Annotated in this window: 15 protein-coding genes; 12 read left to right on the plus strand and 3 right to left on the minus strand. The window is 34.6% G+C overall.

Going from position 1 to position 15,576, the window contains the following annotated elements:
* Window positions 1-22 precede the first annotated feature (22 nt).
* Window positions 23-1,306: a fumarylacetoacetase gene (gene fahA, locus OZP08_RS15495; protein ID WP_281322266.1), complete on the plus strand. Its 1,284-nt coding sequence runs from the start codon at window positions 23-25 to the stop codon at window positions 1,304-1,306.
* A 203-nt stretch (window positions 1,307-1,509) separates the two neighbouring features.
* Complete coding sequence (locus OZP08_RS15500; RefSeq protein ID WP_281322267.1) at window positions 1,510-2,694, plus strand: hypothetical protein; 1,185 nt, start codon at window positions 1,510-1,512, stop codon at window positions 2,692-2,694.
* A gap of 117 nt (window positions 2,695-2,811) precedes the next feature.
* Here OZP08_RS15500 and OZP08_RS15505 read toward each other — a convergent pair whose 3' ends face one another.
* The 3 genes from OZP08_RS15505 to OZP08_RS15515 all read right to left on the minus strand — a co-directional run bounded on the left by OZP08_RS15505 (window position 2,812) and on the right by OZP08_RS15515 (window position 4,686).
* A complete protein-coding gene (locus tag OZP08_RS15505; RefSeq protein ID WP_268846996.1) occupies window positions 2,812-3,246 on the minus strand; it encodes a DUF8479 domain-containing protein in 435 nt (144 codons plus the stop codon).
* A gap of 97 nt (window positions 3,247-3,343) precedes the next feature.
* A complete protein-coding gene (locus OZP08_RS15510) occupies window positions 3,344-4,177 on the minus strand; it encodes a hypothetical protein (protein ID WP_268846997.1) in 834 nt (277 codons plus the stop codon).
* 185 nt (window positions 4,178-4,362) lie between these two features.
* The gene (locus tag OZP08_RS15515) at window positions 4,363-4,686 is read right to left on the minus strand and encodes a hypothetical protein (protein ID WP_268846998.1); all 324 of its coding nucleotides are present in this window, start codon (window positions 4,684-4,686) and stop codon (window positions 4,363-4,365) included.
* A gap of 778 nt (window positions 4,687-5,464) precedes the next feature.
* Here OZP08_RS15515 and OZP08_RS15520 point away from each other — a divergent pair.
* The 10 genes from OZP08_RS15520 (at window position 5,465) to OZP08_RS15565 (ending at window position 15,448) form a co-directional block, all read left to right on the plus strand.
* Window positions 5,465-6,091, plus strand: coding sequence for a GNAT family N-acetyltransferase (locus OZP08_RS15520; protein ID WP_281322268.1), 627 nt, complete (start codon window positions 5,465-5,467; stop codon window positions 6,089-6,091).
* 124 nt (window positions 6,092-6,215) lie between these two features.
* Window positions 6,216-7,409 carry an argininosuccinate synthase gene (locus OZP08_RS15525; RefSeq protein WP_268847000.1) on the plus strand — a complete coding sequence of 398 codons (1,194 nt, stop codon included), beginning with the start codon at window positions 6,216-6,218 and terminating at the stop codon, window positions 7,407-7,409.
* Window positions 7,402-8,379, plus strand: coding sequence for an N-acetyl-gamma-glutamyl-phosphate reductase (argC, locus tag OZP08_RS15530; protein ID WP_281322269.1), 978 nt, complete (start codon window positions 7,402-7,404; stop codon window positions 8,377-8,379). The genes OZP08_RS15525 and argC overlap by 8 nt, the downstream gene beginning before the upstream one ends.
* Before the next feature lie 126 nt (window positions 8,380-8,505).
* Complete coding sequence (locus OZP08_RS15535) at window positions 8,506-9,645, plus strand: aspartate aminotransferase family protein (protein WP_281322270.1); 1,140 nt, start codon at window positions 8,506-8,508, stop codon at window positions 9,643-9,645.
* Window positions 9,646-9,688: 43 nt separating this feature from the next.
* A complete protein-coding gene (locus tag OZP08_RS15540) occupies window positions 9,689-10,885 on the plus strand; it encodes a glutamate-5-semialdehyde dehydrogenase (RefSeq protein ID WP_281322271.1) in 1,197 nt (398 codons plus the stop codon).
* A gap of 92 nt (window positions 10,886-10,977) precedes the next feature.
* Window positions 10,978-11,739, plus strand: a complete 762-nt coding sequence (gene proB, locus OZP08_RS15545) for a glutamate 5-kinase (RefSeq protein WP_281322272.1) — start codon at window positions 10,978-10,980, stop codon at window positions 11,737-11,739.
* Between the two features lie 191 nt (window positions 11,740-11,930).
* Window positions 11,931-12,332 (plus strand): GxxExxY protein, encoded by a 402-nt coding sequence (locus tag OZP08_RS15550; protein WP_268847002.1) that lies wholly within the window; start codon window positions 11,931-11,933, stop codon window positions 12,330-12,332.
* Between the two features lie 187 nt (window positions 12,333-12,519).
* Window positions 12,520-13,467, plus strand: a complete 948-nt coding sequence (locus OZP08_RS15555) for an N-acetylornithine carbamoyltransferase (RefSeq protein WP_281322273.1) — start codon at window positions 12,520-12,522, stop codon at window positions 13,465-13,467.
* 82 nt (window positions 13,468-13,549) lie between these two features.
* Entirely contained in the window at window positions 13,550-14,326 is a 777-nt protein-coding gene (argB, locus tag OZP08_RS15560) for an acetylglutamate kinase (RefSeq protein ID WP_268847003.1), read from the plus strand.
* Window positions 14,327-14,380: 54 nt separating this feature from the next.
* Entirely contained in the window at window positions 14,381-15,448 is a 1,068-nt protein-coding gene (locus OZP08_RS15565; protein ID WP_281322274.1) for a M20 family metallo-hydrolase, read from the plus strand.
* Window positions 15,449-15,576: the final 128 nt, after the last annotated feature.

Consider the following 15,576-nt stretch of genomic DNA (forward strand, 5'->3'; position numbering starts at 1 on the left):
CAACAAAACAATTAACATTATCATGCCAATAACAGCCAACGATCCCAGTAGAAAGTCATGGTTAGAAGTGCTGCCTGACAGCGACTTCCCCATTCAGAATATTCCTTTTGGAGTTTTTCTTACCAAAGAAAATATCGTCACAGTAGGTACTAGAATTGGAGATTCTGCAATCGATTTAGGAGCATTACAGCAATTAAACTATTTTGAGGGCATCGAATTGACTGACGATATGTTCATGCAGGATACTTTGAACGATTTTATATCCGATGGTCAAAAAACATGGCGATTGGTACGAAATAGAATAGCCGATATTTTTGATGAAGTTAATCCCGAATTAAGAGACAATCCCAAACATAGAGATATAGTAATTTTTAAAATGGAAGATGTAGAAATGCAACTTCCTGTATTAATAGGCGATTATACCGATTTCTATTCCAGTAAAGAACACGCAACTAACGTAGGTAAAATGTTCCGCGACCCGGAAAACGCATTATTACCAAACTGGTTACACATTCCGGTTGGCTACCACGGAAGAAGCTCTACTATTATTCCTTCTGGAATTCCCGTACACAGACCTATGGGACAAACCTTACCAAATGGAGAAAACACTCCTGTATTTGGTCCTTCAAGATCTGTAGATTTTGAACTGGAAACAGCATTTATCACAACAGATGTCAATATTATGGGAGAAAACATTCCTATTGGCGAAACCGAAGCTTATATTTTTGGAATGGTCTTGCTAAACGACTGGAGTGCCCGTGACATTCAAAAATGGGAATATGTACCACTAGGCCCGTTTTTGGCAAAAAACTTTGGTTCAACAATTTCTCCTTGGATAGTTACTCTTGATGCTTTAGAACCTTTTAGAACCAAAGGGCCAAAACAAGAACCAGTACCTTTCCCATACTTACAACAAAAAGGAAAACACTCATTCGATATTAATCTTGAAGTAGCAATTGCTCCAGAAAATGCTGAACCAACTGTTGTTTCCAGAACTAATTTCAAATACATGTACTGGACAATGAGCCAACAACTGACTCACCATACATCAAACGGCTGTCGTGTAAACTCAGGAGACATGATGGGTTCCGGAACAATTTCCGGTCCTACTCCAGACAGCTACGGATCTATGCTGGAATTGACTTGGGGAGGAAAAAATCCTATACAATTAAGTGACGGTACCGAACGTAAATTCATAAATGATGGAGACACTGTAATCATCAAAGGATATAGCCAAAACGGACAAGTTCGTATTGGTTTTGGAGAAGCGTCAAGTAAATTGCTTCCTCCTTTTATAAAACAATAATTTCTCAATAGTGATTAACGAAAAGCAATTAGCTACCTACTCAATAATCACAAAACAATAAAAAAACTCTTATACAAACCGACAATTTTAGAGTTGTCGGTTTTTTTTATGAAAAATTTTAAGCGTAATCCCCTAGAGGAATAGTAAGTTTGCAAAAATATTTTTAAGCTTAAGATCGATATAATTCATTTCCCCCAAAAAACATGAAAAAAATTACTTTTATAATTGCATTCTTTATCCTCCTTACCTCCTGCGGAGTAAAACAAACCAAAAACAACCTAAGTTCTGGAAATTATGATGCCGCTATTGACATAGCTGTTTCTAATTTGCGTTCCAACAAAGACAAAAAAGGAAAACAAGATTACATCTATTTGCTTGAAGAAGCTTTCGCCAAAGCCAAAGAAAGAGATTTAAATACTATCGCTTTTTTAAACAAAGAGAACAACCCAAGTAATTTAGAGAAAATATACAATACGTATTTATCACTAAATGACCGTCAAGAAAAAATCAAGCCTTTGCTTCCGCTAAAATTAATCAAAGAAGAAAGAAATGCTATTTTCCCTTTCGACAATTATGATAGCGAAATCATCAGCAGTAAAAACAACCTATCCAATTATTTATATGCTAATGCGAAAGCCTTGATGCTTACCAAAAACAAAATGAATTATCGCAGAGTTTATGATGACTTAGCTTATTTGGATAAAATAAATCCAAATTATAAAGATGTCACAAAAATCATGAATGAAGCACAGTATAAAGGAACCGATTTTGTGATTGTATATACCAAAAACGAAACCAATATGGTAATTCCGACACAACTTCAAAATGATTTATTGGATTTCAAAAGCTATAAACTGAATGACAAATGGACTGTTTATCATAGTGCTAAACAAAAAGACATTTACTATGATTACGGAATGCTTATCAATTTTAGATCTATATCTATATCTCCTGAACAAATAAAAGAAAGAGAATTCATAAAAGAACGCCAAATAGTTGATGGGCAAAAAAAGCAACTCGATTCTAACGGAAGAGTAGTTCTGGATAGACAAGGGAAACCAGTTATGGTAGACAATCTAGTCAATGCAACTGTAAGTATTTATGAAATCAGACAATTCAAATCGTGTCAAATCACCGCCAAAGTAGATTACATTGATAACAAAACCAACCAATCAATCGAATCTTTCCCAATAACAAGTGAATTTGTTTTTGAAAATATCTATTCGACATACAAAGGAGACCGTCGTGCTGCCGATGATAATTATTATGCCTATTTTGATAAGAAAGTAGCTCCATTTCCAACCAGCGAACAAATGGTTTACGACACCGGTGAGGATTTGAAAGCCAAAATTAATTCGGTTATTACCCGAAACCAGTTTAGAAAATAAGGCTCTTAATATTATCAAAACAATAAGAACAGCCCAATTGTAATGACAGTGTCGCTACAATTGGGCTGTTCTATAATTAGTAAGCAAACTATATATTTACCGAAATTTTTCTCTCATTTAGTTATACATATCTGGTGTCAACACAATCTTAAAAAGCTCTTTTTGATTACTGTCCATATAGTTATAAATCACGGTAGAATTATTATCTCTAAAGGCTTCAAGACTCGGATTTGTTTTAGAACCAGCCATTATTTCTTTTTCAACCGACTTTTTTAAATCCTCAACCTTAATACTTTCTTTTTGAACCCGCACCAAAGTAAAATCATATTGAACAGTATTATGTGGCAATGTATTTACACTCTCCATACGGATATCATTGCTAATCATCATCGGGCAAGCTTTGTTGTAATTTTCAACCAATGCTGTGAGCTCTTTCCCCACTGATTTATTTTTTGAATAATAATATTGCGCCACACTGACCAAAGCCACAACAACAACGATTTTAACTATTTTTCGAATAAGCAGTTTCCTATTTATTTGTTTTCCTTCCATTTTTAATAGATCTTTTGTTTTTACTTACAAACATTATTACAAACTTCTTTACACTTACAGAACCCGAGACAAGCTCAAATCATTAAGAGAAACCATTTTAATCTAAATATCTTTGAATCTCTTCTTTATCATTATCATTCGGCAACAAATAAACTATAATTGGTCTTTTGCCCTTTCTATACAACAAACATTGTACATTAAAATTATTGATTTGTTTTTTAGTATCAATCGTGATCTTCTTACCATTTTCAATTTCAAAAGTCAAATATCTCTTTTTCGAATAAAAAGGCTTTACTCCCAATTCTTCAAAATATTTACTTAACTCATTAGAATAATAACTCCAATCATCCATAGCCGCAAAATAGTTTTCCGCCTCAACAGAATTTTCATCTTTAAACGATTTTGTTTCTGGACTAAAAATTACAAGCTTCGTCGTTGTTACAATTTCAGTTTCATTAGGAACTTCTTTTTTAGGCGAAGTAAATGACACAACTTGCAATTCATTGTTTATATCAACACCTTTCAAAATTTTCCAATCCATGCCAACCCTACCATTTTCATCAAAAAATGCTAAAGTATCACCCTGATCCCCAATCACATAATTATCATAATCTTTGTACTTCCCGTAAGTTTTGGTTTGCAATAATTCTCCAACAAAATCTCCATCAGTATCAAATCGGGCCGCACCTTTTACATCTCCATTTTTCATATACAAAATAGAGCCTCCGTTTGCGACAAATAAATGATTTACTTCTTTCTTTTTCTTCTCGATTTCTTCTTTTGTTAATTTGCCTTTCTTTAAGGAAGAAGATTTAATAGCATCGGCCAACGAAACATTCTCAGATTGCTTATTTTCAGTTTGATCAGATTTATTTTCTTTGCATGAAATCAAAGATAAAATACAAATAGTTATTAGTATTGTTTTTTTCATATTTGGTTTACCACATTTATTACACTCAATGTCTGTCTATCTAGCAAGCTACAAATTTTGGAGACTTTTTGTCTTTCTTTATTAATTATTAAAAGCTATAAATGTAATAAAAGTCCCCTAACATTTCATTAAAACATCCAGAAACAGATATTTTAGAAAGCCATTTTTTAAATATTGCAAAAATTCTAATCTATCCATTCCATAAAAGCAAAATATAACCAGATTAAAATAAAAACAACTGGTAAAAATAATACCATTCCAAAGTTTGAATTTCTTTTGAATATTTCATTTTTCTTATGCTTAAAAAAGGAATCAATTAGCAAATACAAACTCCAAACTATATAAAAAGCAAACATCCAAACTGCTATCGCAAGTCCATCTCCTGTACCGCACCTCCTATTCGGATCTAACATTGATAATCCAACAGGAATTGAAATCATCAAGCAAAATATCAAAATTGCAATCCTCTTTATACAGTGTTTTAAAATGCTTTTATCGATTTCCATCATTACAGATTATTAAGCCGTTTTTTAATTATTAAAATGACATTTTATTTTTATTATCAACTATGATATAACTAGAATATTCCTACCCATAGCTCAAACAAAAATCATAAAATCTTTTAGAAAAACAAAACATCTTCTATTTTCTTAAAAGCTTTATGCACACATAAACAATAGAAACTAGTCAACGAAATAACAAAACCATTACTAGAAAAAGCAATAACAATAATCCAAAATAGCTCTTTTTTTCATATAAAGATTGTTCCCAAATGATTTCGAAAATCGATTTTAATTCAAAATCAGTATCTTCACTCTTAAAAAAGAAAAAATTATCCAAAAAACAGCCATAAAAACAGTAAATTTTCTTTTTAACCACAAAAATATCTTGATTTGTTAAAAATTTGACTTTTGCAAAAAAATATAACGTTTGGTTGAAAAAATATTTGTAGCTTTGCGCCAATGAAAAATACAGGAACATATATAACTATTATCTCTCGGATAATCACACCTACCACTTCTCCCGAAGTACGGATGCTATAACTATAGCTTCCAAAGTGTATTTAGTAATATATTTATTCATTTCCATATTTTATCGTTTTGAAATTATTTCCATTTTTATTTGGATTAATACATCCAAAAAATAACACCAAACAATTTTTATCTATCTACAATTCAATATATTGGACTATTCTTCCTTGTATTTATCTTATATTTGATAGTACAAAACCAGAACATTTCAAACTTGATTGTAGTGCATTTTTTAACCTAAAACACAACCTTTGAAATGAATATTTCTATTGTAGTAACTCAGGAAGAACATTATAAGTATGCGCAAGAAATATGCGATACGATAGAATCATCTGCCCTATTGAGAGGTACTGGAATTGCTAAAAGAACACCAGAATACATCCAGGAAAAGATGAAAAAAGGAGATGCTGTAATTGCCCTTAATAACGGAATTTTTGCTGGTTTTTGTTATATCGAAAGTTGGCAACACGGTCAGTTTGTGGCACACTCTGGTTTAATCGTACATCCGGATTATAGAAATTTAGGATTAGCGAAACAAATAAAATCTTTTGTATTTGACTATTCGTTGCAAAAATATCCTGAGGCTAAAGTATTCGGAATCACTACAGGCCTTGCGGTAATGAAAATCAATTCGGATTTAGGATACAAACCAGTTCCGTTTTCGGAATTGACTACAGATCCTAGTTTTTGGAAAGGATGTCAAACCTGTACCAACTATGAAATCTTAAAAAGCAAAGAAAATAAATTGTGTTTGTGTACAGGTATGCTTTTTGATCCAAAAGAAAAACCAAAAGATCCACCCAAACATCCATTTAACGTAAAAATCCTAAACAGATTGAAAGCCATAAAACAAGCACTGTTTTTGAAAAAAGAAGAAAAATAAGGATTTCAATTGCATTCTTAACAAAAGAGAACAAATCAACACAACCAATATAACACAACCCTTTTTTTATAGAAAAACAATCATTAACGAAAGAGATCTTTAGAAAAGGAAAAAACATAACAACATGAAAAAAGTAGTATTAGCATATAGCGGAGGATTGGACACATCATATTGTCTTAAATATTTAAAAAATGAAAAAGGATATGAAGTTCATACCGTATTAATCAACACTGGTGGTTTTGACGATGCCGAACTAAAAGCAATCGAAGACAGAGCTTATGAGCTAGGAAGTGCCAAACATGCCAATCTAACTATCCTTGATAAATATTATGATAAAGCAATTAAATATCTGATTTACGGAAACGTATTAAAAAACAATACCTATCCTCTATCTGTAAGCGCTGAACGTGTTTTTCAGGCAATCGAAGCTATAAAATACGCTAAATCTGTTGGTGCCCAAGCAATTGCTCACGGAAGTACTGGTGCAGGAAATGATCAAATCCGTTTTGATTTAATTTTCCAAACCATCGCTCCGGAAATAGAAATCATCACCCCTATCAGAGACTTAAAACTTTCAAGACAAGAAGAAGTTGCGTATTTACAAGCAAATGGCGTAGAATACTCTTGGGAAAAAGCACAATACTCCATTAACAAAGGATTATGGGGAACAAGTGTTGGAGGAAAAGAAACTTTGACTTCCGGACAACCTCTACCTAGTGAAGCGTATCCTTCGCAATTGCAAAAAGAAGGTGAAGAAAAAGTAACATTAGAATTCCTTAAAGGTGAATTGGTAGCCGTAAACGGAAAAGCCGACAAACCTTCAAACAATATTGTGGTTTTAGAAAAATTAGCCAGTGCCTATGCCATCGGAAGAGATATTCACGTGGGTGACACAATTATCGGAATCAAAGGAAGAGTTGGTTTTGAGGCCGCTGCTCCTTTAATCATCATTAAAGCACATCATTTATTAGAGAAACACACTCTAGGAAAATGGCAACAATACTGGAAAGAGCAACTAGGAAACTGGTACGGAATGTTATTCCACGAAGGTCAGTTCTTAGATCCGGTAATGCGTAACATAGAAACATTCTTAGAAGACACCCAAAAAACCGTGAACGGAATCGTAACTGTTTCTTTGAAACCATACCACTTTTCATTAGACGGAATTGAATCCAAAAACGACTTGATGAACACAGCTTTTGGACAATACGGAGAAATGAACAACGCTTGGACATCAGAAGATGCTAAAGGATTCATCAAAATTTTAGGGAATGCCCAAAACATATTTTCATCCGTAAATCAAGAAAGCTATGATTAATGTTGGAATAATAGGCGGATCGGGCTATACGGCGGGAGAACTCATCAGAATATTGATGTTTCATCCCAATGCCAAACTCGATTTTGTTTACAGCACCACCAATGCCGGAAAACCGCTTTCGGTAGCGCATCACGATTTGTTGGGCGATATCGAAATGAATTTTACTGACACGGTAAACCCTAACGTAAATGTGGTTTTCCTGTGCTTAGGACATGGAAAATCGAAATCATTTTTGACAGAAAATCAATTTGCGAGCCATACCAAAATCATCGATTTAGGAAATGATTTCAGATTAAACAAAGACGAAGTTTTTGAAGGTAAAAAATTCATTTATGGCTTACCGGAATTGAATAAAGTGGCTATTAAAAACGCTCAGTTCATAGCCAATCCAGGATGTTTTGCTACCGCAATTCAATTGGCTTTATTGCCATTGGCAGAAGCCAAATTATTGAAAGATGATGTACACATCAATGCAACAACCGGAAGCACAGGAGCTGGAGTAAGCCTTTCGGAAACATCACATTTTAGTTGGAGAAACAACAACATGTCGCATTACAAGGCATTTGATCACCAGCATTTGGGTGAAATTTCAGAAAGTTTACACCAATTACAGACTGATTACAAAAACGAATTGCTTTTCATTCCGAACAGAGGAGATTTTCCAAGAGGAATTTTTGCCACATTATACACCACTTGCAACGAAAGCTTGGAAGATATTGTAGCCAAATACGAAGCATTCTATAAAAACCAGCCTTTTGTAACCATTACTACAGCTGGTATCAACATGAAACAAGTGGTTCAAACGAATAAATGCATCATTAGTTTAATAAAAAAAGGGAACCGGATCTTGATCACCTCGGTGATCGATAACTTAGTCAAAGGAGCCTCGGGTCAAGCCATCCAAAACATGAATTTAATGTTTGGACTGGAAGAAACCACAGGATTGCATTTGAAACCAAGCGGATTCTAAAAACAATTAAAAAAATTGAAGAATTTAATAATTGAAAAATTATTGAGATTCTAAAAGATAAATACAGTTTAGGAAAGACATAAATCTTTAAATTCTTCAATTTTTAAATCATTAAATAATTAAAAAATGAACTTATTTGACGTTTACCCGTTATACGACATCACTCCTGTAAAAGCATTGGATTGCACCATTACAGATAAAAACGGAGTGGAATATTTAGATTTATACAGTGGTCACGGAGTAATCTCCATAGGACACACACAGCCTGATTATGTAGCCAAATTGAAAAACCAATTAGATAATCTCGGGTTTTATTCAAATGCCATACAAAATCCATTACAGGTGGAATTGGCTGAGAAATTAGGAAAGCTTTCAGGATGCGAGGAATACAGCTTATTCTTATGCAGTTCCGGAGCCGAAGCTAATGAAAATGCATTGAAACTGGCCTCTTTCCACAACGGAAAATCAAGAGTGATTGCTTTTGACAACTCATTCCACGGAAGAACATCGGCAGCTGTTGCCGTAACAGACAACAAAAAAATTGTCGCTCCAATCAATGCACAGCAAGTCGTTACTTTCTTGCCTTTGAACAACCTTGATTTGGTAGAAGCCGAATTAAAGAAAGGAGATGTTACTGCGGTAATTATTGAAGGAATTCAAGGTGTTGGAGGATTGGATGAAGGAACATCTGAATTTTTTCAAGGATTAGAGAAACTTTGTAAACAATACGAAGTGGTTTTGATTTTGGATGAAGTACAATCCGGATACGGAAGAAGCGGAAAGTTTTTCGCCTTTCAACACCACAATATCAAACCAGATATTATTACGCTTGCCAAAGGAATGGGGAACGGTTTCCCTATTGGCGGAATTTTAATTGCTCCAAAATTCACCGCTAGCCACGGATTGCTAGGAACAACCTTTGGAGGTAGTCACCTTTCCTGTGCCGCTGGAATTGCTGTTTTGGATGTAATCGAAAAGCAAAAACTAATTGATAACGTAAATGACGTTTATGCATATTTCCTTGAAGCTATCAAACAAGTTCCTGAAGTAGTCAAAGTAAAAGGAAAAGGATTGATGCTGGGTGTAGAATTTGATTTTGAAATAGGTGCTTTACGCAAAAAACTAATTGTAGAAAAATTGATTTTCACAGGAAGTGCCAACAACAAGAATCTATTGAGAATCCTTCCACCTTTGACAATCAAAAAGGAAGCCATCGATGCATTCATAGTTGCCTTGAAAGAAAGCTTAGCTGAATTGAAAGCTTAGTTGTTTTATTCTTAAATCTAACCTCTAAAATCTAAAATAGATTATGAGCCATTTATTACCCATACAAAAAAGAAATGCAGTTCTGAATCGAATGGCAGATTTGCTCGAACAAGAAAGAACCAACATCAAAAAAACCAATCAGGAAGACCTTGAAAACTACAAAGGCGATGATTTGGCGATGGAGAAACGCTTGCTTGTAGACGATGCTAAAATTGACGGGATGATACTTTCATTACGCCAATTGTTTGCCCAAGAAGACCCCGTAGGTCAGCAACGCTTTCATTTTGTACACGATAATGGCATCAAGATAACCAACAAAACTGCAGCTTTCGGAACGATATTAATCATTTACGAATCAAGACCAGACGTAACAGTTGAAGCAGGTGGTATCGCTTTCAAATCGGGGAATAAAATCCTTTTGAAAGGTGGTAAAGAATCCCTTCGCTCCAACTTAAAAATTGTAAGCCTTTGGCACCAAGCTTTAGCCGACAATGATGTGAACACTAATTGGGTGGATTATCTAAATTACGACAGAAACGAAACTCAAGCTTTTCTTGAAAAACCAACACAAAAAGTAGATTTAATAGTTCCTCGTGGTGGCGAAAATCTAATTGCATTTGTCAAAAAACACGCTACTTGCCCTGTAATTGTCAGCGGTCGTGGCAATAATTTTGTGTATGTCGACAAGGAAGCCGATTTAGATCAAGCCCTTTCTGTTATTATCAATGGTAAAACATCTAATATATCGGTTTGTAATGCTTTGGACAAAGTTCTTATCGACACGAATTTACCGGATTGGGAGGCTTTCGCCAAAAAAGTAGTTACTGAATTACAACAAAGAAACGTAACAGTTTTGGGAGATGAAACCGTTTCAAGAACAGTAAACGTTCCCCAAATAGAATCGGATTTGGTTTGGTACGAAGAGTTTTTAGATTATAAAATCGTAATCGGAACCATTAATTCTAATACAGAAGCGATTGAAAAAATAAACAAATATTGTGGCGGGCATTCGGCTTCCATAATTACAAAAAATGATGCTGTTGCCCAAGAATTTATGGAAAACGTAGATGCGGCAGCCGTGTATCAAAATGCCTCTACCCGATTCACAGATGGTGGTCAATTTGGTTTAGGAGGAGAATTAGCAATCAGCACCGACAAACTACACCAACGCGGCCCAATAGGATTACAACATTTGGTAACCAATAAATGGTATGTATACGGTGATGGACAAATCAGGTAAAAATTTTAAGATTGAAGGATTGAAAGATTAAAAAATTAAAGCAACCCAAATTTTTAAATAATTAAATCTTTCAATTTTTAAATAATTAAAAAATGACAAAAAAAAGAATATTACTAAAGCTAGGCAGTAACACCTTAACTAAAGAAACCAATCATATTTCCAGAGGAAAGATTGAGGATATTGGGATGCAAATTGCCTCTTTGCAGGACAAATATGAGTTTATCATTGTTAGCTCAGGAGCGATTGCTGCGGCCAAACAATTTGTAAAACTGGAAAATCAAGACGAAGATGTTTTTGTAAAACAAGCTTTGGCATCAATTGGTCAACCCCATTTGATGCGGATTTACCATGAGAACTTTAGTGATTTAGGCCTACTTACTTCACAGTGTTTGTTGTCATATTCTGATTTTGAAAAACAACAATCCAAAGTCAATATTGTAAATACCATCAATGTATTGGTCAAAAATAGTTATATCCCGATCATCAATGAAAACGACACTGTGGCTACAGATGAGATTAAATTTGGTGATAACGATAAATTGGCGGCATTGACAGCTGTACTATTAAACGTTGATATTTTGATAATTGCCACCAATACCAATGGTATTTACACCAAATCATCAATTAACGATGAAGTGCCGGAAACGATAGAATTAGTGACTGATTTATCGCTGTTGCAAAAAGAAATTGGGGACAAAAAATCATCACACGGAACCGGTGGCATGCAATCCAAAATTGATTCATCAGCCATCGCCAAAGAAGCGAACATCGAAACCTGGATTGTAAACGGACTCGAAGATAATTTTATGCTGAAAGCTTTGAGTAATGAAATTGCTTTTACAAAGATTTTATAATTATGGTACGCTGATGAGACGGGTTTGCTAAGGCAAAAACACTGATAAAAACTGATTTTTTTTAAACTCATTGGGTTAAGACATTAAGAAAGAACTGAACTTTTTATAGATTTACTAAGATTATGTTGAAAATAACACGGATGATTCTGATTTACTAAAACGTAAACACAGATAAAAACTAATTTTAAAATATGGGATTATTACACCAAGAATTAACAGATGTTATTATCAAAACCTTTTATGAAGTTTATAATGAATTAGGTTATGGATTTTTAGAAAAAGTGTATCAAAATTCCCTGTATTTAGAATTAAAAAATAAAGGTTATAAAGTTGAAGCTCAAAAGAGAATTAGCGTTTACTATAAAGGAACCGAAGTTGGCGAATACTTTGCTGACTTAATAGTCGAGAATACTATCATACTCGAACTAAAAGCAGCCGATTGTATTATAAAGGATTTTGAAAACCAAATTTTAAATTATTTAAGAGCAACAGATTGTGAAGTAGGATTGCTTTTAAACTTTGGAAAAAAACCTGAATTTAAAAGAAAAATATATGAAAACAACCGTAAAACAAGAAAACAAAAAACTGTTTAACCGGCATAAATTATAAGCAAAAGAAAAAATCCGTGCTTTATCTATGTCTTCGCTTTAGCGAATCAGTTTAATCAGCGTCAAATCATAAATAGCAAAAAGAAAATAAGTGCTTTATCCGTGACTTCCTCTTAACGAATCCATACGATAAGCATCAAATCATAAGTATTCATACTAAAAAACAAGAACTATGAACTACACCTCAATAAAAGAAATAGACTCACTCCAAAAATGGGTGAAACAAGCCATAAAAATCAAAAAAAATCCGCTAAAAAATAAGAAACTGGGAAAAAACAAAACCTTGGGAATGTTGTTTTTCAATTCGAGTTTAAGAACCCGTTTGAGCACCCAAAAAGCGGCTTTGAACTTAGGCATGAACGTGATGGTCATGAACTTTGGCAGCGAAGGTTGGACACTCGAGTTTGAAGACGGAACCGTTATGAACCAAGGCGCTTCGGAACACATCAAAGAAGCTGCCGAAGTAGTTTCACAATACTGCGATATTATTGCCATAAGAGCATTTGCAGGATTAGTAGATAAAGAAAAAGACAATGCCGAAACTGTAATGAACGGCTTCTTGAAATATGCCACTGTGCCAATTCTTAATATGGAAAGCGCAACAGGACATCCGTTGCAATCCCTTGCAGATGCCATTACAATGGAAGAAAACAAAACTCAACACAGACCAAAAGTCGTACTGTCATGGGCTCCACATCCAAGAGCCTTGCCTCAAGCGGTACCCAATTCTTTTGTAGAAATGATGCAATTACAAACCGAAATGGATTTTGTGATTACACATCCGGAAGGCTACGAATTGAATCCTGAAATCACCAAGAATTCCAAAATCGAATACGATCAGGACAAAGCATTTGAAAACGCCGATTTCATTTATGCCAAAAACTGGAGTAATTATAAAGAATACGGTAAAATCACCAATACCGATCCAAATTGGACCATCACAGCCGATAAAATGAAACTGACAAACAATGCCAAATTCATGCATTGTTTGCCAGTAAGACGCAACGTAATTGTGACTGATGAAGTAATCGACAGCGAAAACTCGATTGTAATACAGCAAGCCAATAACAGAACGTATTCGGCACAATTAGTTTTGCAGAAAATATTAAAAAGGCTCTAAATTTCTAAGATTCGAAGATACTAAGTTTTTTACTTGTTATCTTAGAAACTTAGGGACTTAGTAATTCAGAAATTTAAAAGAAATGAATAAACTATCTATCATAAAAATTGGTGGCAACATCATCGATAATCCAACAGAGTTAGAACAGTTCTTAACTGATTTTTCTAAAATTGAAGGCCACAAAGTACTTGTTCATGGAGGCGGAAAATCGGCAACCAAAATGGCACAGAGTATTGGGCTGGTACCTCAAATGATTGATGGACGCCGTATTACCGATGCCCCGATGCTCGATGTGGTAGTAATGATTTATGCAGGTGAAATCAATAAAAATGTGGTTGCTCAATTGCAGGCTAATGGCACCAATGCCGTAGGATTTTCGGGTGCCGATGGTAATTTGATTCTCTCAACAAAACGCAACCACCCAACGATAGATTATGGTTTTGTGGGCGATGTACAAAAAGTGAATACTCCTTTATTGGAAACATTACTAAATAGCGGAATAACACCTGTTTTTTGTGCCATTACACACGATGGACAGGGACAATTACTAAATACTAATGCTGATACTATTGCTAGCGAACTAGCCATTGCATTATCCCATGTATTTGAAGTTACGTTGACTTATTGTTTCGAAAAACCGGGCGTTTTGTACGATGCAGATGATGACAGTTCGGTAATAGAACAAATCAACCATCAATTATATACCAAATTAAAAGCTGAAAAAGCAATACATTCGGGAATGATCCCTAAATTGGACAACTGTTTCAATAGCCTTTCAAAAGGTGTTCAAAAAATAAAAATTGGACATCACAGAATGTTACAAAATGCTAGTGTTATCCATACAAGCATTGAATTATAAAAATACTAACAGATCTAACAGGTTTTAAAATCTGTCAGATCTCAGGAAAAAAATATGAAGAACATAGAGACCCTAACACAAGAAGCCATCGCGTTATTAAAATCTCTGATTGAAACCCCTTCGTTTTCGAGTGAAGAAGATCAAACAGCTCTTTTAATCGAAGATTGGTTCCGTCAAAACAACATTCCGTTCGAGAGGGAAAACAATAATATCTGGGCTTTCAATCAATATTTTGATAAATCCAAACCGACACTATTGCTCAACTCCCATCACGATACCGTAAAACCTAACCAAGGTTACACCAACGACCCGTTTAAAGCCATCGAAAAAGAGGGTAAATTATACGGATTAGGCAGCAATGATGCGGGAGGTTGTTTGGTTTCCCTTTTGGCCACTTTTGTTCATTTTTATGCCAAAGAAAATTTACCATATAATATAGTAATGGCAGCAACGGCCGAAGAAGAAAGTAGCGGTAAACAAGGACTTAACAGCGTTTTAAAACATTTACCAGAGTTAGATTGCGCCATCGTGGGTGAGCCTACCTTGATGCAATTGGCAGTAGCCGAGAAAGGTCTGCTAGTACTCGATGTTGTTGTAAAAGGAACAGCTAGTCACGCAGCACACCAAAATACTGACAATCCCATTTACAATGCTATGCCAGTTATACAATGGTTCAATAGTTATCAATTCGAAAGAGTATCAGAGGTTTTAGGGCCAGTAAAGATGACTGTAACCCAAATAAACGCTGGAAAACAACACAACGTAGTTCCAGCCGAATGTCATTTGGTGGTCGATATTCGTGTGAATGATTGTTATAGCAATGTCGAAATTTTAGAAACTGTAAGACAGCATTTAACAGCTCAAATCACACCACGCTCAATGCACTTAAACGCCTCGTCCATTCCAGTTTCACACGGATTAGTACAAGCCGGAATAGCATTGGGAAGAACAACTTATGGCTCGCCTACCCTTTCGGATCAGTCGGTTTTAAGTTGTCAATCATTAAAATTAGGACCAGGAGAAACACTCCGGTCACATTCAGCAGACGAATTTATATACATCAACGAAATAGAAGAAGGAATCCAATTGTACATCAAAATACTGGGAGACTTCTTGAATTGATAGATTGTTGGACTACTTGGATTATTCGATCATTCGATTATTGGATTACTTAGATTTAAACCTATAAAATAGTATACTCTAAAAAATCCAAAAGTCTAAAAATCCAACAATCTAAAAATCCAACAATC

The organism is Flavobacterium aestivum, assembly GCF_026870175.2.
In the GTDB taxonomy this organism is placed as follows: Bacteria; Bacteroidota; Bacteroidia; order Flavobacteriales; family Flavobacteriaceae; genus Flavobacterium; species Flavobacterium aestivum.

Coding starts and splice junctions, on each gene's coding strand:
- fahA (WP_281322266.1), top strand. CDS start 23: ATGCCAATAACAGCCAACGATCCCAGTAGAAAGTCATGGTTAGAAGTG.
- OZP08_RS15500 (WP_281322267.1), top strand. CDS start 1,510: ATGAAAAAAATTACTTTTATAATTGCATTCTTTATCCTCCTTACCTCC.
- OZP08_RS15505 (WP_268846996.1), bottom strand. CDS start 3,246: ATGGAAGGAAAACAAATAAATAGGAAACTGCTTATTCGAAAAATAGTT.
- OZP08_RS15510 (WP_268846997.1), bottom strand. CDS start 4,177: ATGAAAAAAACAATACTAATAACTATTTGTATTTTATCTTTGATTTCA.
- OZP08_RS15515 (WP_268846998.1), bottom strand. CDS start 4,686: ATGATGGAAATCGATAAAAGCATTTTAAAACACTGTATAAAGAGGATT.
- OZP08_RS15520 (WP_281322268.1), top strand. CDS start 5,465: ATGAATATTTCTATTGTAGTAACTCAGGAAGAACATTATAAGTATGCG.
- OZP08_RS15525 (WP_268847000.1), top strand. CDS start 6,216: ATGAAAAAAGTAGTATTAGCATATAGCGGAGGATTGGACACATCATAT.
- argC (WP_281322269.1), top strand. CDS start 7,402: ATGATTAATGTTGGAATAATAGGCGGATCGGGCTATACGGCGGGAGAA.
- OZP08_RS15535 (WP_281322270.1), top strand. CDS start 8,506: ATGAACTTATTTGACGTTTACCCGTTATACGACATCACTCCTGTAAAA.
- OZP08_RS15540 (WP_281322271.1), top strand. CDS start 9,689: ATGAGCCATTTATTACCCATACAAAAAAGAAATGCAGTTCTGAATCGA.
- proB (WP_281322272.1), top strand. CDS start 10,978: ATGACAAAAAAAAGAATATTACTAAAGCTAGGCAGTAACACCTTAACT.
- OZP08_RS15550 (WP_268847002.1), top strand. CDS start 11,931: ATGGGATTATTACACCAAGAATTAACAGATGTTATTATCAAAACCTTT.
- OZP08_RS15555 (WP_281322273.1), top strand. CDS start 12,520: ATGAACTACACCTCAATAAAAGAAATAGACTCACTCCAAAAATGGGTG.
- argB (WP_268847003.1), top strand. CDS start 13,550: ATGAATAAACTATCTATCATAAAAATTGGTGGCAACATCATCGATAAT.
- OZP08_RS15565 (WP_281322274.1), top strand. CDS start 14,381: ATGAAGAACATAGAGACCCTAACACAAGAAGCCATCGCGTTATTAAAA.